The organism is Isoptericola cucumis (assembly GCF_014635665.1).
GTDB classification, from domain to species: domain Bacteria; phylum Actinomycetota; class Actinomycetes; order Actinomycetales; family Cellulomonadaceae; genus Isoptericola; species Isoptericola cucumis.
Window position 1 is genome coordinate 55,536 of sequence record NZ_BMDG01000010.1, and the last position, 22,721, is coordinate 78,256.

Annotated in this window: 25 protein-coding genes; 11 read left to right on the top strand and 14 right to left on the bottom strand. The window is 75.8% G+C overall.

The features are described 5' to 3' along the window. Positions 1–6: 6 nt before the first annotated feature. The gene (locus IEW03_RS14470; RefSeq protein WP_188524410.1) at positions 7–633 is read right to left on the bottom strand and encodes an NAD(P)-dependent oxidoreductase; all 627 of its coding nucleotides are present in this window, start codon (positions 631–633) and stop codon (positions 7–9) included. 132 nt (positions 634–765) lie between these two features. Between IEW03_RS14470 and IEW03_RS14475 the strand changes: the two genes are divergently transcribed. Next, positions 766–1,329 (top strand): TetR/AcrR family transcriptional regulator, encoded by a 564-nt coding sequence (locus tag IEW03_RS14475; RefSeq protein WP_188524411.1) that lies wholly within the window; start codon positions 766–768, stop codon positions 1,327–1,329. Positions 1,330–1,333: 4 nt separating this feature from the next. Here IEW03_RS14475 and IEW03_RS14480 read toward each other — a convergent pair whose 3' ends face one another. Next, positions 1,334–2,146: a class I SAM-dependent DNA methyltransferase gene (locus IEW03_RS14480; protein WP_188524412.1), complete on the bottom strand. Its 813-nt coding sequence runs from the start codon at positions 2,144–2,146 to the stop codon at positions 1,334–1,336. Positions 2,147–2,220: 74 nt separating this feature from the next. Here IEW03_RS14480 and IEW03_RS14485 point away from each other — a divergent pair, with 74 nt between their 5' ends. Next, entirely contained in the window at positions 2,221–2,916 is a 696-nt protein-coding gene (locus tag IEW03_RS14485) for a haloacid dehalogenase type II (RefSeq protein WP_188524413.1), read from the top strand. 15 nt (positions 2,917–2,931) lie between these two features. Here IEW03_RS14485 and IEW03_RS14490 read toward each other — a convergent pair whose 3' ends face one another. The 3 genes from IEW03_RS14490 to IEW03_RS14500 all read right to left on the bottom strand — a co-directional run bounded on the left by IEW03_RS14490 (position 2,932) and on the right by IEW03_RS14500 (position 4,391). Beyond that, positions 2,932–3,423: a GNAT family N-acetyltransferase gene (locus tag IEW03_RS14490; protein WP_188524414.1), complete on the bottom strand. Its 492-nt coding sequence runs from the start codon at positions 3,421–3,423 to the stop codon at positions 2,932–2,934. 73 nt (positions 3,424–3,496) lie between these two features. Continuing rightward, complete coding sequence (locus tag IEW03_RS14495; protein WP_188524415.1) at positions 3,497–3,979, bottom strand: DUF456 domain-containing protein; 483 nt, start codon at positions 3,977–3,979, stop codon at positions 3,497–3,499. Positions 3,980–4,016: 37 nt separating this feature from the next. After that, positions 4,017–4,391, bottom strand: coding sequence for a hypothetical protein (locus IEW03_RS14500; RefSeq protein ID WP_188524416.1), 375 nt, complete (start codon positions 4,389–4,391; stop codon positions 4,017–4,019). Positions 4,392–4,798: 407 nt separating this feature from the next. Here IEW03_RS14500 and IEW03_RS14505 point away from each other — a divergent pair, with 407 nt between their 5' ends. From IEW03_RS14505 to IEW03_RS14520, 4 genes are read left to right on the top strand one after another with little or no spacing between them, the layout of a single operon-like run. Continuing rightward, on the top strand, positions 4,799–6,532 hold the full coding sequence (locus tag IEW03_RS14505; protein ID WP_188524417.1) for a nitrite/sulfite reductase: 1,734 nt from the start codon (positions 4,799–4,801) through the stop codon (positions 6,530–6,532). Further along, on the top strand, positions 6,529–7,383 hold the full coding sequence (locus IEW03_RS14510; RefSeq protein ID WP_188524418.1) for a phosphoadenylyl-sulfate reductase: 855 nt from the start codon (positions 6,529–6,531) through the stop codon (positions 7,381–7,383). Before IEW03_RS14505 ends, IEW03_RS14510 begins: the two co-directional genes overlap by 4 nt. Positions 7,384–7,400: 17 nt before the next feature. Next, on the top strand, positions 7,401–8,699 hold the full coding sequence (cobA, locus tag IEW03_RS14515) for a uroporphyrinogen-III C-methyltransferase (RefSeq protein ID WP_188524419.1): 1,299 nt from the start codon (positions 7,401–7,403) through the stop codon (positions 8,697–8,699). Between the two features lie 56 nt (positions 8,700–8,755). Next, positions 8,756–9,547, top strand: coding sequence for a sirohydrochlorin chelatase (locus tag IEW03_RS14520; RefSeq protein WP_188524420.1), 792 nt, complete (start codon positions 8,756–8,758; stop codon positions 9,545–9,547). A 27-nt stretch (positions 9,548–9,574) separates the two neighbouring features. Here IEW03_RS14520 and IEW03_RS14525 read toward each other — a convergent pair whose 3' ends face one another. From IEW03_RS14525 to IEW03_RS14540, 4 genes are all read right to left on the bottom strand, one after another. After that, positions 9,575–10,774, bottom strand: coding sequence for an RNA polymerase sigma factor (locus IEW03_RS14525; protein ID WP_188524421.1), 1,200 nt, complete (start codon positions 10,772–10,774; stop codon positions 9,575–9,577). A 7-nt stretch (positions 10,775–10,781) separates the two neighbouring features. Beyond that, the gene (locus IEW03_RS14530; RefSeq protein WP_188524422.1) at positions 10,782–11,189 is read right to left on the bottom strand and encodes a YciI family protein; all 408 of its coding nucleotides are present in this window, start codon (positions 11,187–11,189) and stop codon (positions 10,782–10,784) included. A 123-nt stretch (positions 11,190–11,312) separates the two neighbouring features. After that, complete coding sequence (locus IEW03_RS14535; RefSeq protein WP_229738193.1) at positions 11,313–11,927, bottom strand: LuxR C-terminal-related transcriptional regulator; 615 nt, start codon at positions 11,925–11,927, stop codon at positions 11,313–11,315. Positions 11,928–12,028: 101 nt separating this feature from the next. Continuing rightward, positions 12,029–13,351: an ATP-binding protein gene (locus tag IEW03_RS14540; RefSeq protein WP_268236096.1), complete on the bottom strand. Its 1,323-nt coding sequence runs from the start codon at positions 13,349–13,351 to the stop codon at positions 12,029–12,031. Between the two features lie 137 nt (positions 13,352–13,488). Here IEW03_RS14540 and IEW03_RS14545 point away from each other — a divergent pair, with 137 nt between their 5' ends. Further along, complete coding sequence (locus IEW03_RS14545; RefSeq protein ID WP_188524424.1) at positions 13,489–15,045, top strand: PspC domain-containing protein; 1,557 nt, start codon at positions 13,489–13,491, stop codon at positions 15,043–15,045. After that, a complete protein-coding gene (locus IEW03_RS14550; RefSeq protein ID WP_188524425.1) occupies positions 15,042–15,563 on the top strand; it encodes a hypothetical protein in 522 nt (173 codons plus the stop codon). The genes IEW03_RS14545 and IEW03_RS14550 overlap by 4 nt, the downstream gene beginning before the upstream one ends. A 74-nt stretch (positions 15,564–15,637) precedes the next feature. Here the strand turns inward: IEW03_RS14550 and IEW03_RS14555 are convergent, their stop codons facing one another. After that, the gene (locus IEW03_RS14555; RefSeq protein ID WP_188524426.1) at positions 15,638–16,357 is read right to left on the bottom strand and encodes a hypothetical protein; all 720 of its coding nucleotides are present in this window, start codon (positions 16,355–16,357) and stop codon (positions 15,638–15,640) included. A 146-nt stretch (positions 16,358–16,503) separates the two neighbouring features. Between IEW03_RS14555 and IEW03_RS14560 the strand changes: the two genes are divergently transcribed. After that, positions 16,504–17,676 carry a glycosyltransferase family 4 protein gene (locus IEW03_RS14560; protein WP_188524427.1) on the top strand — a complete coding sequence of 391 codons (1,173 nt, stop codon included), beginning with the start codon at positions 16,504–16,506 and terminating at the stop codon, positions 17,674–17,676. A gap of 141 nt (positions 17,677–17,817) precedes the next feature. Further along, positions 17,818–18,375, top strand: a complete 558-nt coding sequence (locus tag IEW03_RS14565; protein WP_188524428.1) for a hypothetical protein — start codon at positions 17,818–17,820, stop codon at positions 18,373–18,375. A gap of 96 nt (positions 18,376–18,471) precedes the next feature. On the opposite strand, the gene guaA is transcribed toward IEW03_RS14565, so the two are convergent. Next, complete coding sequence (gene guaA / locus IEW03_RS14570; protein WP_188524429.1) at positions 18,472–20,079, bottom strand: glutamine-hydrolyzing GMP synthase; 1,608 nt, start codon at positions 20,077–20,079, stop codon at positions 18,472–18,474. An 87-nt stretch (positions 20,080–20,166) separates the two neighbouring features. Here guaA and IEW03_RS14575 point away from each other — a divergent pair, with 87 nt between their 5' ends. Next, positions 20,167–20,751, top strand: a complete 585-nt coding sequence (locus IEW03_RS14575; RefSeq protein ID WP_188524430.1) for a GNAT family N-acetyltransferase — start codon at positions 20,167–20,169, stop codon at positions 20,749–20,751. Between the two features lie 56 nt (positions 20,752–20,807). Here the strand turns inward: IEW03_RS14575 and IEW03_RS14580 are convergent, their stop codons facing one another. The 3 genes from IEW03_RS14580 to IEW03_RS14590 all read right to left on the bottom strand — a co-directional run bounded on the left by IEW03_RS14580 (position 20,808) and on the right by IEW03_RS14590 (position 22,696). After that, positions 20,808–21,479, bottom strand: coding sequence for an OmpA family protein (locus IEW03_RS14580; protein ID WP_188524431.1), 672 nt, complete (start codon positions 21,477–21,479; stop codon positions 20,808–20,810). Continuing rightward, complete coding sequence (locus IEW03_RS14585; protein WP_188524432.1) at positions 21,476–22,147, bottom strand: hypothetical protein; 672 nt, start codon at positions 22,145–22,147, stop codon at positions 21,476–21,478. Before IEW03_RS14585 ends, IEW03_RS14580 begins: the two co-directional genes overlap by 4 nt. A gap of 123 nt (positions 22,148–22,270) precedes the next feature. Beyond that, entirely contained in the window at positions 22,271–22,696 is a 426-nt protein-coding gene (locus IEW03_RS14590) for a DUF3817 domain-containing protein (RefSeq protein ID WP_371870631.1), read from the bottom strand. Positions 22,697–22,721: the final 25 nt, after the last annotated feature.

The following is a 22,721-nucleotide window of genomic DNA, read 5'->3' on the forward strand; positions in this document are numbered from 1 at the left end:
AGCCGTTCAGCCCGCGACGGACACCGTCGCGCCCACCGCCTTCGGGTCGGCCAGCAGGTCGCAGACCGCCGCGGCGAGGTCGGCGCGGCGCATCGACCAGCGCCAGCGCACGTTGCCGTCGCGGCGTTCGCGGTAGCCGCCGGCAGCGGCGCCGTCGCGCAGCATGGGCGGCCGCACGATCGTCCAGTCGAGGCCCGAGTCCCGCACCGCCGGCTCGGCCCGCGCAAAGCCCGCGTTCGCGTCCCGCAGGACGCGCGACAGGATCGGCTTGGCGAGGTAGCGGCTCAGAGGGTCGTCGCCGTCGACCACCCAGCCGCTGGCCGTCACGACCACGGCACGGCGCACGCCCGCGTCCCGTGCGGCGCGCACCAGCACCTCGGTGAGCTCGCCCTGGACGCCCGGGGCGCTGCCGGCCACCGGCCCGAGGGTGGAGACCACGGCGTCGACGCCGGCCAGGGCGGCGGTCACGGCAGCGACGTCGAGACCGTCGGCCGTGGCCACGCCGTCCGGCCGCAGGTCGCCCAGCCTGGCCGGGTCGCGCACGACGGCGACCACGTGGTGCCCTCGGCGGCGGGCCTCGGCCACCACCAGGCGGCCCGTGCGGCCCGTGGCTCCCACGACGGCGATCTTCATCTGTGTCTCCCTGCGTCTGGTGGATCCTGGATGGTGAGTAAGTGTTCACTCACCCCTAGGATGAAGGCGGTGCCGAACCCTGTCAACGGCACCCACGACGCACCACCGGCCACGGCACGACCAGGAGGACGCATGGGCACGCGCGACCGGATCCTCGACGCCGCCGCGTCGGTCCTGCGCGAGCGGGGCATCGCCCGCGCGACGACCAAGGAGATCGCGCGGGCCGCCGGCTGCTCGGAGGCGCTGCTGTACAAGTATTTCGCCGACAAGCAGGCGCTCTTCGTCGGCGTCCTGACGGAGCGGGCGCCCCGGCTCGACCCGCCGGCCGCCCTCGTGGGGCGCGCCACCGTCGTCGAGAACGTCACGACGCTCGTCGGTCAGCTCCTCGCGTTCTACGCGCGCTCGTTCCCGATGGCGGCGTCGATCCTCGGCGCGCCGGAGCTGCTCGCGGCGCACCGTGCCGGGCTGAGCCGGCTCGGCGCCGGCCCGGAGGGGCCGGCTCGCCACGTGCAGTCGTACCTCGAGGCGGAGGTCGAGGCCGGCCGGCTCTCCGACGGCGTCGACCCCTCCGCCGCCTCCCGCGCGCTCGCCGGGGCAGCGCTCTTCGAGGCGTTCCTCGCCGCCTACGCCGGGCTGCCCGAGGTGCCCGACGCCGACGAGCGGGCACGCACGATCGTCGCGGCCGTCCGGCTCTAGCGGGTCACCGCTCCGGCTTGACCCACACCGAGACGTGCGAGGTGCTCTCGGCGGTGAACGGCGACCTGTCCCAGCCCGCCCAGCGGTGCTCCGGCCGCATGCCGGCGAGGCGCGCCATGAGGTCCAGCTCGGCCGGCCACACGTACCGGAACGGGATCGAGCGGAACCTGCCGGCGCCGCCGGCGACCGTGACGTGGTTCGAGGTGAACCGCTGCGTCACCGTGTCGTAGCGGTCGAAGCCGACGTACCCGCCGGCCTGGCCGCCGTCGTCCGTCGTCTCGATGCCGAACGGGACCGTGTCCTGCCCGGGCGGCAGCCGTCGCAGCGCCGGCACGCCCACCTCGACCACGAACCGGCCGCCCGGGCGCAGGTGCGCGGCCGCGTTGACGAAGCACTCGACCTGGGCGTCCTGGCTGGTGAGGTTGTTGATCGTGTTGAACACGAGGTAGGCGAGCGCGAACTCGCCCGGCACACGGGTCGTGGTCATGTCGCCGACGGTCACCCGCACGGCGTCGCCGCCGGGCTTGGAGGCCACGCGGGCGGCCATCGCCCGGCTCAGCTCGATGCCGTGCACGGGCACGCCGCGGGCGGCCAGGGGCGCGGCGATCCGCCCGGTGCCGACGGCGAGCTCCAGCGCCGGGCCGTCGGCGGCCAGGTCGGCGAGCACGTCGACGGTGCGCGCGATCTCGCGCGGGTCGTTCGACGGCCCGCCCTCGTCGTAGGTGGCCGCCACGCTCTCGGGGAACCAGCCGTCGTGCGGGTCGTCGTCCGGCCTTACGTCGCCCGGCCGTGCTCCGTCGCGCGGGAAGGTCGTCATGCCCCCGACGCTAGGTCCGCCGCCCGGGCGAGTCCCGCGTTTTTCCGTGCCGGCACCCGGCTACGGTGGCGCCCGTGCAGCCACTCCCGCAGGACAGCCGGCCCGTCGTCGTCGTCGACGTCCTCGGCACGGTGGTGGACCAGGCCGGGAGCCTGACCCGCCGCGTGGCTGCGGCGACCGGGGACGAACAGGGTGCCCGCGAGGTCGTCCGCCGGTGGCTGGACCACGTCGCCGACTCCGAGCGCGAGATCGTCGCCCGGCGCCGCGAGCTCGCGCCCAGCCACGTCCTGGACGCGGAGGCCCTGGACCTGCTCGTGGCCGACGGGCAGCTGCCCGCCGGGGCCGCCGCCCGGCTCGTGGACGCGTCGGAGCACCTGGAGCCGTGGCCCGACGCCGTCGCCGGGCTCGACCTGCTGGCGGCCGAGGCCACCGTCGTCGGGCTGTCGAACGCGAGCCGCCGCACCCTCGCCGGCCTCGGCGGCCGGGCGGGGCTGCGGTGGCACCAGGTGCTGTCGGCCCAGGACGCGGGCACCTACAAGCCCGCCCCGGCGATCTACGAGCTGGCCCTGTCGAGCGCGCCCGCCGGTGCCGGCACGCCGTTCATGGTCGCGGCGCACGCCTGGGACCTGCGCGCGGCGGCCGCCGCGGGGATGCGCACCGCGTACGTGCCGCGGCCGGACGGCGACCCGCCGCGGCCCGACGACGCGTTCGACCTGTCCGCCCCGACCCTGGCGGACCTGGCCGCACGGCTGCGCGCCGAGCGGGGCTGAGCCGGCGCCGCCCGGTCAGCGACGCAGGCGCATCGGGGTGTGCGGGATCCCGTCCTCGAGGTACCCCGCCCCGTCCGGCTCGAAGCCGAACGACCCGTACCACCCGACCAGGGGCGTCTGCGCGCCGAGGACGACGTCCTGCTCCGGCGCCGACGAGGCCGCCGCGTCGAGCGACGCACGCATGAGCACCCCGGACGCGCCGGTGCCCCGCACGTCGGGGTGGCAGACCACCCGCCCGACGCGCTGCACGTCGCCGTCGTCGAGGACCCGGGCCGTCGCGACGACCCGCCCGCCGTCGTGGGAGTCGGCCAGCACGACGTGCCGCGTGCCCGGCTCCAGGTCGCGCCCGTCGAGGTCCGGGTACGCGCACTCCTGCTCGACGACGAAGACGTCCTGGCGCAGCCGCCACGCCTCGTAGGCGGACCGCGGGTCGAGCTCGTCGACCGTCGCGACGCGCACGTCCCACCGCGCGTCCTGCCCTCCGTCCTGCCCTGCGTCCTGGCTCATGTCCCGCCCCGCCATCGTTCCTCCGTCGTGTCGATCGAACCGCCGCGACACCCTACGCCGGAGCGGCCGGGCGTCACGTCAGGACGAGCCCCACCACCCAGACGAGGGTCGCCACGAGGCCGCCCGCGAGCTGGACGCCGATGGTGATGGCGGTCGCCTGGAGGGCGGCGACGGTCGCCCGCCAGGCCGCGCGCCCGTCGCGCCGGCGCGACAGCTCGACGAGGTACACCGCGCCCGCGAAGAAGAGGAACAGCCCGACCACGGGCACGACGAAGAACCCGACGATGCCCGCGACCCCGGCGAGCGCCAGGGTCGACCAGGGCACCTCGGCGCGCCGCATGTGCTTGCCCGCGAGGAGCCACTGCCCGAGCTCGGCGAGGCCGATCACCACGGCGGCGACGGCGAAGCAGACCCACGCCGTCGTGCCGCCGGTGACCCACGCCCACACCAGCACCGAGCCGAGCACCAGCACGTTGCCGGGCAGCACCTGCACGACGATGCCGACCAGCCCGACGGCGATCGCCAGGCCGACCAGCACCTCCCCCAGCACGCTCACGACGTGCGCCCGTCGGCCCGGGGGCCGGGTCCCAGGATCACCAGAAGACGGCGACCAGGATGTTGACGAGCGTCAGCCCGCCGATGGCGTGCTTGAGCCCGGGCGCGACGGCTCCGGTGCCGTTGTCGCCCTTGGCGCCCTGGCGCTTGGCCAGGAACGCGAGGACCGCGACGACCAGCGCGACGACCAGCTTGACGCCGATCTTGGCCATGTCGGGCGCGGTGGCCTCGGTCCACACGTCGCCCATCTCGGCGATGCCCACCATGAGGACGCCCGCGACCAGCGCCGTCGCCGCACCGTGGAACACCCCGCGGTACAGGCCCGGGCTCTTGAGCGACGCGACGTAGCCGCCGAGCACGATCGCCCAGCCGACGAAGTGCAGCGCGACGAAGACGTTGTAGAGGATCTCCATGCACGTCAGCCTATCGGCGCAGGGCTGGGGGCCATGACCCGCCGCAGGCCTCGGGGACGAGACCCTGCTCACGACGCCCGCGCCCACCGGTCCCACATTCCGGTCCCACATAGTGGTCCCACCATGTGGACCTCGCCTCGCGTCCGGGGTCGCTCACCGGTTAGGTTCGTCGCCATGACCACGGCAGCGCACCGCCTCCTCGTGACGAACCGTCACGGGATGCCGGCGTGCGCCCGCCGCAGCATGCGCAGCTGTCTGTGCTGCTGTCGCTGATCGCGCCCTACCTCAGCCCCCACCGCGTCCGCGCGGCCCTGAGCACCGGCGCGCGCCGTCGGTCCTCGGCCCCCCGGAGCTGAGTCGTTCGTCGTCGCGCGTCCCGCCCCCCGAGGACCCGAGGAACTCCCCCGATGACGACGCAGACCACGACACCCACCCGCACCTCCGAGCAGGCCTCCGCGCCCACGGTCCGCCCGCCGCGCGCGACCCGGCCGAACGGGCAGTGGAAGGTCGACGGCACCGACCCCCTCAACCACAACGAGGTGTTCAAGCAGGAGGCCGCGCCCCTGGGGGTGCGGGAGCGCATCGAGCAGGTCTACGCCCGCGACGGCTTCGACTCCATCGCCGACGACGACCTGCACGGGCGCTTTCGCTGGTGGGGCCTGTACACCCAGCGCAAGCCCGGGATCGACGGCGGCCGCACGGCCACGCTCGAGCCGCACGAGCTCGAGGACCGCTACTTCATGCTCCGCGTCCGCTCCGACGGCCGGCTGCTGGACCCGGCCGCGCTGCGCGTGCTGGGCGGGATCTCCGCCGACTTCGGCCGCGGCTCGGCCGACATCACGGACCGGCAGAACATCCAGTACCACTGGATCGAGATCGAGAGCATGCCGGAGATCTGGCGCCGCCTCGACACCGTCGGCCTGGAGACCACGACCGCGTGCGGCGACTCGCCCCGCGGGTTCCTCGGCAGCCCCGTCGCGGGCGTCGCGGCCGACGAGATCATCGACCCCACGCCCGTGATCGCCGAGATCAGGCGCCGCTACATCGGCGATCCCGAGCTGGCGAACCTGCCCCGCAAGTTCAAGACCGCGATCACGGGCCACCCCAGCCTCGACGTCGTGCACGAGATCAACGACATCTCGCTCGTCGGCGTCGTGCACCCGGAGCTCGGGCCCGGCTACGACCTGTGGGTGGGCGGCGCGCTGTCCACGACGCCGCGCCTGGGCGAGCGCCTCGGCGTGTTCGTCACCGCCGACCAGGCGCCCGACGTCTGGCACGGCGTCATCCGGATCTTCCGCGACTACGGCTACCGGCGGCTGCGCAACAAGGCCCGCCTGAAGTTCCTGCTCGCGGACTGGGGCACCGAGAAGTTCCGCGAGGTGCTGGAGACCGAGTACCTCGGGTACACGCTGCCCGACGGCCCGCCGCCCGCGCCGGCCACCCGCCCGGGCGACCACGTCGGCGTGCACGAGCAGAAGGACGGGCGGTTCTACGTGGGCGCCGCGCCCGTCGTCGGCCGGGTGGGCGGCGGCACCCTCACCGGGCTCGGCGACCTGGTCGAGCAGGTCGGCGCCGACGGCGCGCGGCTGACGGCGCACCAGAAGGTCGTGATCCTCGGCGTCCCCGCCGACCGGGTCGACGAGCTGGTCGCGGGGCTCGAGCCGCTCGGGCTGACCGCCCGGCCGAGCCTGTTCCGCCGCTCCACCATCGCGTGCACGGGCATCGAGTTCTGCAAGCTCGCGATCGTCGACACCAAGGACACGGCGGCGCGGGTGATCGGCGAGCTGGAGGAGCGACTCGGGGACGTCACGGCGCACCTGGAGCAGCCCATCGAGCTCAACGTCAACGGCTGCCCCAACTCCTGCGCCCGGATCCAGACCGCCGACGTCGGCCTCAAGGGCCAGATCATCACCGTGGACGGCGAGCAGATGCCCGGCTTCCAGGTGCACCTCGGCGGCGGGCTCGTCGGCCAGGGGCGCGACGCCGGCGGCCTGGGGCGCACGGTGCGTGGCCTCAAGGTGCCCGCCACCCAGGTCGCGGACTACGTCGAGCGGGTGGTGCGGCGCTACGACGCCGACCGCGACACGGGCGAGACGTTCGCGCAGTGGGCGCACCGGGCCGACGAGGAGGCGCTGCGATGACCGCGCTCGCCGCGACGCCGGTCGCCGCCACCAGCGCCGTCTCGGCCGGCGGCAGCGGCCGGCTCGCCCGGGTCCGCGAGCGGGCCGCGGCGCGGGAGCGCACGCGGACCGAGCGGCGCGCGGCCCGCGCCTCGCGCCACCGGCGGTCCACCGAGGAGCTGCGCCACGTCGTCGAGCGCGGCCAGGCCCAGCTGCACGCGAGCGCCGACCGGCCGGAGGCGACCGCCGAGGAGGTGATCGCCTGGGCCGTGCGCGAGTTCGGCCCGTGGCTCGCCGTCGCGTCGTCGATGCAGGACACGGTGCTCGCCCACCTCGTCTCCCAGCGGCTCCCGTTCGTCGACGTGCTGTTCGGCGACACCGGGTACCACTTCGCGGAGACGCTGGGCACGCGCGGCGCGGTCGAGATCGAGCTGGACGTCGACGTGGTCGACGTGCGTCCCGAGCTCACCGTGGCCGAGCAGGACGCCGCGCACGGGCCCCGGCTGCACGACCGCGACCCCGAGGCCTGCTGCGCCATGCGGAAGGTCGCGCCCATGAAGCAGGCCCTGCAGGGGTACGAGGCCTGGGCGACGGGCGTGCGCCGCGGCGAGACGGCGGCACGCGCGAACGCGCCGCTCGTCTCGTTCGACGAGCGCAACGGCGTCGTCAAGCTCAACCCGCTGGCGGCCTGGACCGACGCGGAGGTCGAGGCGTACGCGGCCCGGCACGGGGTCGTCGTCAACCCGCTGCTGTCCGACGGCTACCCGTCGGTGGGCTGCGAGCCCTGCACGCAGCGCGTCGCGCCCGGCGAGGACGCGCGCGCCGGGCGCTGGGCCGGGCGGGACAAGACCGAGTGCGGCCTGCACGGATGAGCGGACGGAGCACCCCGATGCACGAGACCTACCCCCTGGGGCTGCGGGTGGCCGGACGGCTGGTGATCGTCGTCGGCGGCGGGCCGGTGGCCCTGCGCCGGGTCGGCGGGCTGCTCGCCGCGGGCGCCCGGGTGCGCGTGATCGCGCCCGACGTCGTGGCTGAGATCGCCGCACTGGTGGCGCGCGGCGCCGTCGAGCACCTCACGCGCGGCTACCTCACCGGCGACCTCGACGGCGCCTGGCTGGTGCACACCGCCACGGGCGACCCCGTGGTGGACGCGCACGTGGCCGCGGACGCCGAGCTGCTGCGCACCTTCTGCGTCACCGCCGGGGACGCCGAGGCGGGCACGGCGTGGGTGCCGGCGGTCGCCCGCACCCGCGTCGACGACGGCCCGGGCGCACCGGCCGGCCGCGAGGTCACCGTCGCGGTCACGGCCGGCCGCGACCCGCGGCGCGCCCAGCGGGTGCGGGACGCGGTGGCCGCAGGGCTCGACGACGGCACCCTCCCCCTGCGCCGGGTGCGCCCCGACGGCGCACCCCGTCCCGGGCGGGTCGCGCTGGTCGGCGGGGGCCCCGGGGCCGCGGGCCTCGTCACGACGCGCGGCCGGCGGCTGCTCGCGACCGCCGACGTGGTGGTCGTCGACCGCCTCGCGCCGCGGTCGCTCCTCGCCGGGCTCGGCGCCGACGTCGAGGTGGTCGACGTCGGCAAGACGCCCGGCCACCACCCCGTGCCGCAGGAGCGGATCTCGGAGCTGCTCGTCGAGCACGCGCTGGCCGGGCGCGACGTGGTGCGCCTCAAGGGCGGCGACCCGTACGTGTTCGGCCGCGGCGGCGAGGAGCTCGAGGCGTGCCGCAGCCACGGCATCGAGGTGGAGGTGGTGCCGGGCGTGACGTCCGCCGTCTCCGTCCCGGCCGCCGCGGGGATCCCGGTCACCCACCGCGGCGTCGCGCACGGCTTCAGCGTCCTCACCGGCCACGAGGACGTGGGACACGTCCCGGGCGGCACCGACCACACCGTCGTCCTGCTCATGGGCGTCACGCGCCTCGCGGACACGGCGCGCGCCCTGGTCGCGGCGGGACGCCCGGCCACGACGCCCGTCGCCGTGGTCGAGGACGGCTTCGGGCCGCGCCAGCGCACGACCGTCGGCACGCTCGCGGACATCGCCGAGCGCGCCGCGCACGTCGGCGTGCGGGCGCCCGCCGTGACCGTCGTGGGGGACGTGGTGCGTCTCGGCCCGGCGTGGACCGGGGACGCCGCGAGCACCACCGCGGGCGGCGCTCACACCCCCGCCGCGCCCGCGGTGAGGGTGTCGTGACGACCGTTCACGCGGCCGCAACGGCGGCGGTCGACGACGCGGCTAGCCTCGCCGGCATGACCGCTCCGGCCACCGCACCCGCCCTGCTCGCGATCTCGCACGGCACGTCGTCGCCCGCCGGTGCAGGCGCCGTCGCGACCCTGGTCGACGCCGTGGCCGCCCGGCTCGGCGGCCCCTCCGGCGACTCATCCGGCGGCCCCTCCGGCGGCCCCTCCGGCGGCCAGGTGCCCGTGCACGCCGGGTTCGTCGACGTGCAGCAGCCGGACGTGCCGACCTGCCTCGGCGGGCTGCGGGACTCCGCGGCGCGCCGGACCGTGGTCGTGCCCCTGCTCCTGTCCGCCGGGTACCACGTGCACGTCGACCTGCGCGAGGACGTCGACGCGGCGGCCGCCGCGGGGCAGGACGTCGTGCTCGCCGGGGCCCTGGGCCCGGACGACCGGCTCGTCGGGCTGCTCGCGCGCCGGCTCGCCGAGGTGGGCCTGGCCGGCGACGACGTCGTGGTCCTGGCCGCGGCCGGCTCGAGCGACCCGCGGGCCGTCGCCGACTGCGAGGAGACGGCGGCGCGGCTGGCCGAGCGCCTGGGCCGCCGCGTGCGGGTCGGGTACGTCGCCAACGCCACCCCGCGGGTGCACGAGGCCCTCGACGCCGCCCGCGCCGAGCGGCCGGGCGGGCGCGTCGTCGTCGCGAGCTACCTCCTGGCGCCCGGCTTCTTCGCCGACCTCGCGGCACGGGCGGGCGGCGACGTCACGAGCGCACCGCTCCTCGTGGCCGGCCAGGACGCCCCGGCCGAGCTGGTCGACGTCGTCCGGGACCGCTTCCGGGCGGCCGCCGGCGCTCCGCGCGGCTGATCGGCGCGGGCCCTCGGCACGGGACCGTCAGCGCCGGCCCGGTACGCCGGCGTTGATCCGGGCGGCCTGGCGCGTCAGGTGGTCGCGCTCGGCCACGTTCGACGCCGCCCGGGCCGCCGCGGCGTAGAGCCGCGCCGCCGTCGCCAGGTCCCCGTCGCGCTCGTGGAGGTACGCCGCGACCGCGTCGTGGCGGGGCAGGGCGCCGTCGAGCTCCGCCAGCGCCGCGAGCCCGGCGCGCGGGCCGTCTGCCTCGCCCACCGCCACCGCCCTGTTGAGCCGCACGACCGGGCTGTCGGTGAGGCGTACGAGCTCGTCGTACCACTCGACGACCTGCACCCAGTCGGTCTCCTCGGCGCGGGGAGCGTCGGCGTGGAGCGCCGCGATCGCGGCCTGCGCCTGGTACTCCCCCAGCCGGTCGCGCGCCAGGGCCGCCTGCAGGATCCGCACCCCCTCGGCGATCGCCGTGGTGTCCCACCGGCCGCGGTCCTGCTCGGCCAGCGGCACCAGCGCGCCGTCGGGCGCCGTGCGGGCGTCCCGCCGGGCGTGGTGGAGCAGCATGAGGGCCAGGAGCCCGGCCACCTCGGGGTGGTCGGACGCCGCGGCCAGCTGCCGGGTGAGGCGGATCGCCTCGGCGGCGAGGTCGACGTCGCCGGAGTAGCCCTCGTTGAACACCAGGTACAGGACGCGCAGCACGGTCGCGACGTCCCCGGGCCGGTCGAACCGGTCCCCGCGCGCCACCTCGGCGGAGACCGTGCGCTTGGCGCGGCTGATGCGCTGCGCCATCGTCGCCTCGGGCACCAGGTAGGCCTGCGCGATCTGGCGGGTCGTGAGCCCGCCGACCGCGCGGAGCGTGAGCGCGACCGCCGACGACGGCGTGAGCGACGGGTGGGCGCACAGGAAGTACAGCCGCAGCGTGTCGTCCGCGGCGGGCACCGGCCCCGGCTCCGGCTCCTCGCCCGCGTGGTCCTCGCGGCGGCGGCGCGCGGCGTCCGAGCGCGTCGCGTCGAGGAACCGGCGCCAGGCCACCGTGACCAGCCAGCCCTTCGGGTCCTGCGGCCGGTCGGCCGCCGGGCCCGGGAGCCAGGTGCGGACGGCCTCCACGAGCGCGTCCTGCACGGCGTCCTCGGCCGCCGCGAAGTCGGCTCCGCGGCGGACGAGGACGCCGATCACCTGGGGCACGAGTCTCCGGAGCAGGACGTCGTCCGGCTCGCTCGCCCGTGGGGTCATCGGAGGGTCAGTCGGTGACCGAGGGGTGGGCGGCGAGGAACGGCCGGACCTCGAGCCACTCGTGGATCGGCTTCCCGCCGGCCCCGGGGGCCGCCGACAGCTCGCCGGCCAGCTCCACCGCGCGGTCGTAGCTGTCGACGTCGATCACCATCCAGCCGGCGATGAGGTCCTTGGTCTCCGCGAACGGCCCGTCAGTGACCGGCGGGCGCCCCTCGCCGTCGTACCGGACCCACGCGCCCTCGGGGGCGAGCGCCTGGCCGTCGACGTACTCCCCCGTCCCCTCGAGCCGCTTGGCGAAGTCGTCCATGTACGCCAGGTGGGCCGAGACCTCCTCGGGCGTCCACTGGTCCATCGGCACGTCGTTGACCGCCGCCGGGTTGCCCCGGTAGTGCTTGAGAAGCAGGTACTTGGCCATCGTGGTTCTCCTCGGTGCTGCGCGACCCCGGTGGTCGCGTTCATCCCTGGGACGGAGCCGGCCGCGGGTTCTCGACATCGGCGGCGAGACGTCCTCGAAATCGATCCTCGTGCGGGCCCGAGGTCACAGCAGGCGGCGCGCCGCCGCCCACCGGGTGAGCTCGTAGCGGCTGGACAGCTGCAGCTTGCGCAGCACCGCCGACACGTGGGTCTCCACCGTCTTGATGGAGATGAACAGCTCGCTCGCGACCTCGCGGTAGGAGTAGCCGCGCGCGATGAGCCGCATGACCTCCTGCTCCCGCTTGGACAGGCGGTCGAGCTCGTCGTCCGCGACCGCGACGTCGCCCGCGGCCGTGCCGAACGCGTCGAGCACGAAGCCCGCCAGCCGCGGCGAGAACACGGCGTCGCCGCCGGCGACCCGCACCACCGCGCCGGACAGGTCCGTCGCCGAGATGTTCTTCGTGACGTAGCCCCGCGCACCCGCACGGATGACCGCGACGACGTCCTCCGCGGCGTCGGACACCGACAGCGCGAGGAAGCGCGTGTCGCCGAGCAGGTCCGCGCAGCGCCGCACGACCTCGGCGCCGCCGCCGCCGTTGCCACCGGGCAGGTGCACGTCGAGCAGCACCACGGGCGGCCGGTGCTCGTGCACCGCGGCGACCGCCTGGTCGACGTCGGCCGCCTCCCCCACGACCTGCACGCGGCCGTCGAGGCTCGCGCGCACGCCGGTGCGGAACATGTGGTGGTCGTCGACGAGGACCACCGGCACCGGCCCGGTCGGGCCGGGGCTGCTCGCCGCGGGGGTGGCGGCCGGGGTCGCGTCGGGGGTGTCGGGCGTGGTCACGGGCGAGCTCCTTCGTCGATGTCGGTGGTCGTCCCGGCCGGGACCCCGCTGGTCGTGACGGGCTCGGCCGGCGCGGCGGGCTCGGTGTCGCGGGGGATCCGCAGCCGCACCTCGGTGCCCCAGCCGGGCCGGCTGGTCACGTCCGCCGTGCCGCCGCGGCGGCGTGTCCGGCCCAGGATGGACTCGCGGACCCCGAACCGGTCGGTGGCGATGTCGTCCATGTCGAAGCCGTCCCCCCGGTCGCGGACGAACATCTCGACCGCGTCGTCGGTCACCTCGAGGTAGACGGTCACCGGGGGGCGGCCGTGCACGACGGCGTTGACGAGCGCCTCGCGGGAGGCCTGCAGGAGCGCCGACGACGCCTCCGTGGGGACGCAGTCGCCCACGACGACCACCTCGACCTCGACCGCGCGGCCGTCCTCCACCTCGGCGACGAGGGCCCGCAGCTCGGCGGCCAACGACGTGCCCGGCTCGGTCCGGTCCGTGTACAGCCACTCGCGCAGCTCGCGCTCCTGGGCGCGCGCCATCCGCGCGACCGCCTCGGGGTCGTCGGCGCGGGAGCGGATCAGCGCGAGCGTCTGCAGCACGGAGTCGTGCAGGTGCGCCGCGATGTCGGCCCGCTCGGCCTCGCGGGCGCGGGCGGCCCGCTCGTCCCCGAGCTCGCGCATCAGGCGCAGCCACCAGGGCGCGAGCATGAGGGCGGCCCCGGCGAGGACGGCGAGCGACGCGGCCGCCGCCTGCAGGAGCACCGGTATCGGTGCGTCCTGGCCGACGAGCATCAGCACCCCGACCATGACGAGGACGACACCGCCGACGAGCCGCAGGACGAGGGTCGAACGGCGCCCGCCCCCGGCGCGGCCCACCCAACGACCCCGCTGGGCGGCGTCGAGCTGGCTCCACGCGAGGGCCAGCCCGCCGACCGCCACGAGCACGGGCAGCACCCACGACGCGCCGGGGTCCCAGCCGGCGCGGATCGCGACCAGCACGAAGGCGCCCGCGATGAGCGTCGCGCCGATCATGATGTCCCGCACCGGGAGCGCGGACACGGGCCCCTGCAGGCGCAGGCGGGGGGCGAGACGCTGCAGCGAGTTGGGCGCCGCCGCGGCCGCCGCCCGCGGGTCGCCGGACGGGAGCGTCACCCACCAGAAGACGTACGCCACCAGGCCCGCACCGCCCGCGAGCACGAGCAGCAGGAACGCCACCCGGACCACGAGGACGGGGATCCCCAGGTGGGCGGCGAGGCCCGCGGCGACCCCGCCGAGCATCCGGCCCTGCGGGGGCCGGCGCAGCGGGAGGCGCGCGGGCAGGTCTGTGGTCACCCTCCTGATCCTGGCACGTCGGGAGGCCCCCGGAACCCCCCACGGCGCGGTTTCAGGGTGGTGCTCCCCCATGATTCAGGGTCGCCTCAGGGCTGCACCCGATGCCGTGCGGGCCGCCGGGTTGCCAGCATGGAGCCATGAGCACCGACGACCTTCCCCAGCCGCCCGGGCCGCAGCCCGGCGCTGGCGCCCCGCCGGCCGGCGACGCCGCGCCCGGCAGCGGCATCCCGCCCCGCCGCGGCGGCGACGGCTTCTTCGACTCCATCCGCCGCATGGGGGTGGCCCGCTCCGACGACCGCTGGGTCGGCGGCGTGGCGGGCGGCATCGCCGAGCGCTTCGGGCTCGACCCCCTGCTCGTGCGCGGTCTGCTGATCCTGAGCTTCTTCCTCACGGGCGCCGGCATCGTCATCTACGCCATCGCGTGGGCGCTGCTGCCGGAGCGCCGGGACGGGCGCATCCACCTGCAGCAGGCGATCCGTGGCGACTTCGACGTCGCGCTCCTGGGCGCGGTCGTGGTGATGGTCATCGGCTTCGCGTGGGGCGACGGCCTGTGGTCGTGGGGCTTCGGGATCTTCAGCTGGATCGGCGGCCTGCTCTGGATCGCCGTGTGGGTGGCGATCATCTGGCTCGTCGTCAAGCTGGTGCGCGACCGCCGTGGCCGCAGGGCCGGCGGTCCCGCCGGTCCTGCGGCGGGTCCCGCGGCCGGTCCTCAGACGGGCCCTGGCGGCGCGCCCGGACAAGGCGGTGGGCCGGTCCCGTCGCCCGCCCCCTGGACGCCGCAGGACCACTTCACCCCGGCGCCGCCGGCGCCGTACGTGGCGACGTCGGCCGCCGCGCCGGCCGACCCGGCGACGACGTCCCCCGTCCCGCCCGCCGGAGGGGCACCCTCCACCGGCGCTGCCTTCACCGGGACGCCCTCCCCAGGAGCCCCCTACGCCGGGGCGGCGCCGACGGCGCCCGCCCGGCCCGCACCGCCCGTCGTCACTGCCCCGGTCCCGCCCCGCCCGGTGCGGCGCGGGCCCGGGGCGGGAGCGGTCGGCATCGTGTTCGGGCTGGTGCTGCTGGCCGGCGCGCTCCTCGTCGGCGCCGACCGCGTGGACGACCTCGGGATGCCCCTCCTCCCGGCCTGGCTGGGCGCCTCGATCGTCATCATCGGGCTCGGGATCGTCGTGACCGGCCTGCGCGGCCGCCGCGGCGGCGTGCTGACCTTCCTCGCGATCCTCGCCCTGGTCGCGGGGGTCGCCACCTGGCCGTTCGCCGGCGACGACGTCTGGGACCGGTGGCAGGAAGACGGCGCCCCGAACGCCGCCGTGATCAGCGACGGGACGCTCACACCGACGTCCACCGAGGAGGCGGAGAACGGCGTGGTCGTGCGCCTCGGCAGCGCCTCGGTGGACCTCACCGAGCTCGACCTGTCCGAGGTGACGCCTGGCGACCCCGTCGTCGTGCCGATCTCGATGGCGGCCGGCATGACACGCGTCCTGATCCCCGAGGGCGAGGCCGTCGAGGCCGAGGTCGACGTCATCGCGGGCAACGTGACCTGGCATGCCGACGACACGACCCGGGCGATCAACACCTACACCGACGGCCCGGTGCGGTTCGCCACCGACGAGGTGGACGAGCACGACGGAGCCCGCCTCCTGCTCGCCGTGGACGTCCGCGCGGGCGACCTGAACATCGAGGAGTCCCGATGACCGACGACACGCCCACGACGCCCGAGGACCGGCGGCCCGACCCGACGGAGCCGGACGAGACCCAGGCCCTGCCCGCGGCGGACCAGACCCAGGCTCTGCCGGCGCCGGAGACGACGCGCGCGCTGCCCACCGTCGGGCCCGACGACCCGCTGTCGGTGTTCGACCAGCCGGAGCCGGCGCCGGACCGCCCCGCACCGGCAGCACCCGAGCCCGTCCCCGCGCCGCCCGCCGTCAGCACGGCGGCCGACATGCCGCCCGACACCACGCCCGATCTGGCGGCCGCACCGGCCGCGTCTGTCGCGCCTGTCGCGCCTGCCAGCACCGGGCCCCGGACCAGCACGGTCGTGTGGGGCTTCCTGGTGGTCGCGTTCGGCGTCGGGCTGGTGGCCAACGGCGCGGGAGCGCAGATCGACGTCGAGCTGGCGGCGATCGTCCTGCTGGCTGCGGCCGGCGCCCTGCTCCTCCTCGGCTCCGTGGTCAGCGCCCTGCGCCGACGCCGCCGGACGACCACCGGCTGACGACGCACGGCCGACGACCGCCGGCCTGCGACACCCGACCACCGACGACGACCCGCCGCCCGCGCGGCGGGTCGTCAGGCTCTCGGGCCCGGCGCGGCGGGCGGCGGGGCGTCGGAGCCGGGGCCGGCGGGCGGCGCGGGCGGGGCCGGCGGCATGACGGACGTCCCGTCCGCCGTCTTCCCGGCCGTGGCGGGCGGGGCCTGCGGCGTCGCCCGCGTGGTCGGCCGGGACGGCGGGGGCCCGGGATGCGGCGCCGGCTGAGGCGCGGGCTGCGGCGGAGCGTCGGCGTGCCGGGGCCCGGCCGAGAGGTCGCCCCGCGACGAGAGGCCGGGGGTCTCCACCGCCACCTGCGGTCCGCCGGCGAGGCCCCGTAGCGCACCGCCGACGAGGACGAACAGGATCCCCAGGCCGATGACCAGGGCGCACACGCCGAACGCGACGACCGACGTGAACAGGGACGCGCGGAGGAACGACGCGTTCATCACGTCCTCGCGCACCGGGTCGTCCTGCGGCAGCTGGGCGTACGTCTGGCCGTCCGCCATCCCGGTGGCGTGCATGGCGATGACGTCGGCCTGCGCATAGGCGGAGAGCGGGCCCGCGACGCGGTCGCCCGCGAACGCCCCGCCCAGGAACGTCGAGTCGTCCGACACGGTGATCTGCTCGTCGGCGAGCGTCTGGGAGACGACGATCCAGACGGCGGCGCCGGCCACGATCAGGAGGATGCCCGCGATGATCGAGATCATCCCGACCCCCCGGACGCCCCTGGTGGGTCGGATGGTGACCGTGCTCGACATGATGGCCCTCCTTCGGGTTCACGCTGCGGCTCGCGGCACTCGCTTCGTCGCCCACGCTAGCCCGGGCCGCGGGCCCCGGCGCGGCGGCGACACGGCGACGGTGCAGGTCGGCCGAGGGAACCGGCCCCTGATGGAAGGATGACCGGGTGCGCATCACCCACGTGTCGGACTCCTACCTCCCCCTGCTCGGGGGCATCGAGACCCAGGTCGCCCGGCTCGCCCGCCGGCAGGCGGAGGCCGGTCACGACGTGGAGGTGATCACGACGACCCCGGCGGCCCGCGGCGCGCACGGCGTCGGCACCGAGCGGGGCACGGACGGGGTGACCGTCCACCGGGTGGCCGCGCGCGTGCCGGGCGGGTACCCCGTGCACCCGCGCTCGACCCGGCACGTGCTCGACCGGCTGCGCGACCTCGAGGCGGCCGGTCGGCGTCCCGACGTCGTGCACCTGCACCTGGGGGTGCTCGCACCCACGGTCGAGCTGGCCCTGCGCGCCGTGACCCGCCGGGGCCTGCCCGCCGTCGCGACCGTGCACTCCGTCTGGGGCGGCTGGGAGCGCGCGTTCGCCGCCCTCGACGCGGTGACCCGCTGGTCCGCGTGGCCGGTGCAGTGGTCGGCGGTGAGCGAGCTGACCGCCGACCCCCTGCGCCGCGTCGTCGGGCGCCGCCTCGGCCCGGAGGCCGCGGCCGACCGCGTCTGCGTGCTCGGCAACGGCATCGACGTCGAGAGCTGGCGGCTGCCGCGCACCGAGCGCGGCGAGCGTGCCGAGGGCTCGGAGGTGCACGTGGTGTCGGCCACGCGGTTCGCCCCGCGCAAGCGCGTGCTGCCGATGCTGGAGGCGGTCGCAGCCGCCGCGGGTCAGGTGCCGGGCGGGCTCGTCGCCACCGTCGGCGGCGACGGCCCCCAGCTCGCCGAGGCCCGGCGCTGGGTGCGGGAGCGCGGCCTGTCCGACGTGGTCCGGCTCGTCGGGCGGCTCAGCCCGACCGAGCTCAAGCGGCTGTACGTGCGCGCCGACGTCTTCGTCGCCCCCGCGGTGCAGGACGCCTTCGGCATCGCCGCGCTCGAGGCGCAGGCCGCCGGCCTCGCGGTCGTCAGCCGGTCGCAGTCCGGGGTCGCGGAGCGCCTCGTGGACGGTCGGGACGCGCTGCTCGTGGACGACGACGAGGCGATGGCCGGCGCGCTGGTGCGCCTCGTGCGCGAGCCGGCGCTGCTGGACGCGATCATCGCGCACAACCGCACCGCCGAGCTCGCGACGTCCTGGCCCCGCGTGCTGGCCGACGTCGAGGACGCGTACGCCCGCGCGGCGGCCCTGGTCGCCTGAGCCGTCCCTCCGTCCCCACCGTCGCGCTGGGCCCGCCCGGGCCCCCTCGTGGGGGCGCCGACGTATCAGGCCGCCGGACGTGTGCCTCATCACACCATGTGACCGGCGACGGGGGTCGTCGGCAGAGGTGAGGAGAACGGTATGCGCACCACCACACGTCACCGCACGATCCGGACGTCCGTCGCCGGGGCCGTCGTCAGCCTCGTCGGGCTGGTCTCGCTCGGGCTGGGCGGCACCTCGGCCGCGGCCGCACCGGACGGCGACGGCACGCCCGTCCAGGTCGAGGCCGTGACCAGCGAGAAGCCGGTCATGGTCGAGGACCTCAAGATCTCCGCCGCGGCCGCGCGGAGCACCTACTACTGCGCCGTCCGGGACGGCACGTTCGGCTGCAAGAACGCCAAGCCGGGCACCGGGCTCGTCGTGGCCCGGCTGTACCAGCACAAGGACTTCGGCGGGTTCCAGGTCGTCGTCTTCAACCCGGCGTACCGCGTCGGCTGCTCCGGGGGCACCGGCGACAACGAGGGCGGGGCCAACCTGGGCTCGGCCCTCTCCAACCGCGTCAGCTCGGTCAAGACGTACAACAGCTGCGACGTGAAGCTCTACAACGGCAACAACAAGACCGGCGCCACGTCCGGCTTCATCCACCGCGACAACCTGCTCGCGTTCAACGACCGGGCCAACTCGTTCCGCATCTCCTGACCCGACCCGCGAACCGGACCGACGGTCCGGACCGACGAAGGGACCTGCTTCCGCAGCGGCGGAGGCAGGTCCCTTCGTGTCACGGCGTCGCGCCGCTCACTCCCACTCGATGGTGCCCGGCGGCTTGCTCGTCACGTCGAGGACCACGCGGTTGACCTCGCTCACCTCGTTGGTGATGCGGGTGGAGATGACGGACAGCACGTCGTAGGGCAGGCGCGTCCAGTCGGCCGTCATGGCGTCCTCGGACGACACGGGCCGCAGCACGATCGGGTGCCCGTAGGTGCGTCCGTCGCCCTGCACCCCCACGGAGCGCACGTCGGCGAGCAGCACGACCGGGCACTGCCAGATCTCGCCGTCGAGGCCCGCCCTGGTGAGCTCCTCGCGGGCGATGGCGTCCGCCTTGCGCAGCGTCTCCAGGCGCTCGGCCGTCACCTCGCCGACGATGCGGATGCCGAGCCCCGGGCCCGGGAACGGCTGACGGGAGACGATCTCCTCCGGCACGCCGAGCTCGCGACCCACGGCGCGGACCTCGTCCTTGAACAGGGTGCGCAGCGGCTCGACCAGCTCGAACTGCAGGTCGTCGGGCAGGCCGCCCACGTTGTGGTGGCTCTTGATGTTGGCCGCGCCCTCGCCGCCGCCCGACTCGACGACGTCGGGGTACAGCGTCCCCTGCACGAGGAACTTGACCTCGGCGCCGTGCTCGCCCGCCGCGGCGACGATGTCCCGCTGCGCGTCCTCGAAGACGCGGATGAACTCGCGGCCGATGATCTTGCGCTTGGTCTCCGGGTCGCGCACGCCGTCGAGGGCGGCCAGGAAGCGCTCCCGCTCGTCGCGGATGACGAGGTTGACGCCGGTGGCCGCGACGAAGTCCCGCTCGATCTGCTCGACCTCGCCCGCCCGCATCAGGCCGTGGTCCACGTGCACGCAGGTGAGCTGGTCGCCCACGGCCTCCTGCACCAGCGCGGCGGCGACCGCGGAGTCCACGCCCCCGGACAGCGCGCAGATGACGCGCGCGTCGCCGATCTGCGCCCGGATCGCCGCGACCTGGTCGGCGACGACGTTGCCGGGCGTCCAGTCGGGCGTCAGGCCCGCACCGGAGTACAGGAACTTCTCCAGCACGGCCTGGCCGTGCGCGGAGTGCTTGACCTCGGGGTGCCACTGCACGCCGTACAGGCGGCGGCCGGTGTCCTCGAACGCCGCGACGGGCGACCCGGACGACGTGGCCAGCACCTCGAAGCCCTCGGGGGCCGCGTGCACGGAGTCGCCGTGGCTCATCCAGGTGGTCTGGTGGTCGGGCGTGCCCGCGAGCAGCACGCCCGCCTCGCACACCTCGACCTCGGTGCCGCCGTACTCGCGCGCCCCGGTCTGGGCGACCGTGCCGCCGAGGGCCTGCGCCATCGCCTGGAAGCCGTAGCAGATGCCGAGCACCGGCACGCCCGCCTCGAACAGCTTCGGGTCCACGAACGGCGCGCCCGTGGCGTACACCGACGAGGGGCCGCCCGACAGGATGATCGCCGCCGGGTCCTTCGCGAGCATCTGCTCGGTGGTGAACGTGTGCGGCACGATCTCCGAGTAGACCTTCGCCTCGCGCACGCGGCGCGCGATGAGCTGGGCGTACTGGGCGCCGAAGTCCACGACGAGGACGGGGCGGGGCGTCGTCGGCGGGCTGGCGGGGCTGTCGGGGGCGGCGGCGGGAGACGTCACCGGACCAGGATAGTCGTCACCCGCGCGGGCACCGCCCTCGCCTAGGGTGACGTGCGCCCCCTCCCTTCGAGCGAGAGACGATGAACCGTGCGACCTGCCACCCCTGCCGACGTGGACCGGGCGAGCGACACGCTCGCCGCCGCCTTCGCCGACTACCCCTTCACCCGCCACACGGTGTCGGCGGACCACCACGCCGACCGCCTGCGCGCCTTCCAGCGGATCTTCGTCGCCGAGGTGGGCCTGCCGCACGGCGTGGTGCACGTGTCGGACGACGTGGACGCCGTGGCCGTGTGGACCACGCCGCGCACGGACCTCGCGGTGCTCGCCGCCCTCGGCCCGCGGCTCACCGAGCTCGCGGGCGACCGGGCGGCGGCGCAGGCATCGGCCGAGGAGGCCATGGGCGTGCACCGCCCGCAGGAGCCCGCCTGGTTCCTCGGCACGGTGGGCGTGCACCCCGGCTCGCAGGGCCGCGGGCTCGGCGGCGCGGTCGTGGCCGAGGGCCTGCGCGCCGCCGACGCCGAGGGCGTGCCCGCGTTCCTCGAGACGTCCCTCGAGCGCAACGTCCGGCTCTACGAGCGGCTCGGCTTCGTCACCGTGGCCGAGTACGACCTGCCCGACGGCGGACCGCGCACCTGGTCGATGCGCCGCCCCGCCGGCGGCGGGTCCCGCTGACGGGGCAGCACATCCGGGCAGCACATCCGGGCAGCACGGCCGGGTGACCGGGCAGGTCACGACGCGGGGTACGTCACCTCGACCCGGCGGTTGAGCGCCCGGCCGGCCGGGTTGTCCTCGCCGTCGACCTCGTTCTCGGCGACGGGGTCGTCCTCGCCGTGCCCGGCGACGTCGACCTCGAGGTCCGGTCGCTCGGCGCCGAGGACGTCCGCGACCGCGTCCGCCCGCTTCGTCGAGAGCTTCTGGTTGAACGCGTCCTCGCCCACGGAGTCGGTGTACCCGTCGACGTGGACGGTCGCGCCGTCGGGGATCTCGCCCGTCAGGTCCGCGACGGCGGCCTCCGCCTGCGCGGAGAGCTTCGCCTCGCCGAAGTCGAACAGCAGGTCCGAGGTGAGCGTGACGACCTTCGCGTCGGCCTCCTCGCGCTCGCGCCGCAGGCTCGTGGTCGAGTCCTCGGGGCGCAGGGCGAACGTCGAGTCGTCGGCCCGCAGGTCGAACGTCGCGTCGGCGACCATCTCTGGGGTCGTCGTCGCGGCACCGATGCGCTCGCCGTCCTCCACGACGGCGGCGTCCGCCTCCTCCACCAGCTCCGGGTCGGGCTCGCCGGCGCCAGCCGACGACGTGGCGGTCGGGTCCTGGGTCGACGCCGTGGCGACGGTGGCCGGGGCGCCGGTCACCACGAGCGCGACGGCGGTGACGAGCGGGACGACGCGGCGGACCGTGCTCACTCCGCCGCCCCGTCGGCGTACGTGACGGTGGCGTCGGTGAACATCGGCAGGCCCTCGACGGGCGCGACGTCGACCTGCCCCGGCTTCCCTTCGGGCGCGGGCAGCACCGCCCACGACTCGACGGTGCCGTGGTTCGGGAACTTGAACTCGATGTTCTCGAGCGGCGAGACGAGCATGGAGTCCCGGCACTTCATCTGCTCGAGCTGCGCGTCGCCGGCGGACACGGTCTCGGCCTGCCACGAGCCCTCGGTGCAGAAGGGCCGGTAGAGCTTGAGGTTCTCCCGGTCGGTGACCGCGGTGCTCGGCTCGAGCCCCATGTCGTAGTAGCTCGCGCCGGCGTCCGCGGGCGCCTCGTCGTCGTCCCACCGCAGCGCCCAGCGCACCGTCATGGTGCCGTCGGCGACCTCGACGGTGCGCAGGGTCATCGTGACCTCGCCGCCCCACTCGTCGCCGCCACCGTGCGGCGTCGCGGTGGTCTTCGTGGCCATCTCGCCGTCGCCGGGGTTCGCGGTGCCGGCAGCGGCCGGCGTCGCGCCGTCAGCCTCAGGGGTGGCCTCGCCCCCGCCGGCGGCGTCCCCGCCTCCGGAGCATCCGGCGGCGAGCGCCACGGTCACGGTCAGCGCCGCGGCGAGTCGGGCAGCGGCGGTGGTAAGGGCGCGCGTGTTCACGGTCCTCCAGGAGTCGTCAGGGTTGCCCCTCGCAAGCGTCGGAGCGCGCTCACAGTGGCACGCGACGACCGTGTCGCGCCAGGTCAGCCCATGGGGAGTGATACCCATCGGGCCCCGCGGGTGTCAGCCGGCGACGTCGTAGCGCTCGGCGAGGGCGACGAGCTTGGCGTCGGCGTCGGCGTGCACGCGCTTCTCGAGCACGAACGACATCACGGGGACCACGCCGGCGAGCACCATGGTCACCAGGCGGCCGAAGCTCCAGCGCATCTTGGCCCACAGGTCGAGGACGGTGACGAGGTAGACGACGTAGATCCAGCCGTGGGCGAACGGCACCCAGCCCATGTAGTCCACGACGACCTCGACCGGGACCACGTACTTGAAGAACATCTCCACGCACAGCACCAGCAGCATCACGCCGGTGAGGATCGCCATGAACCGGTAGCGCGACAGGGCGCCCCGCGCCTTGCGGATGGCGGTCGTGGCCTGCTCGTGGGTGGCCTGCCCCACCGCGGGATCGTCGGGTCCGGGGGTCTGCTGCGGCGTGCTCACCCCAGCATCGTAGGCGTCGGCGCGG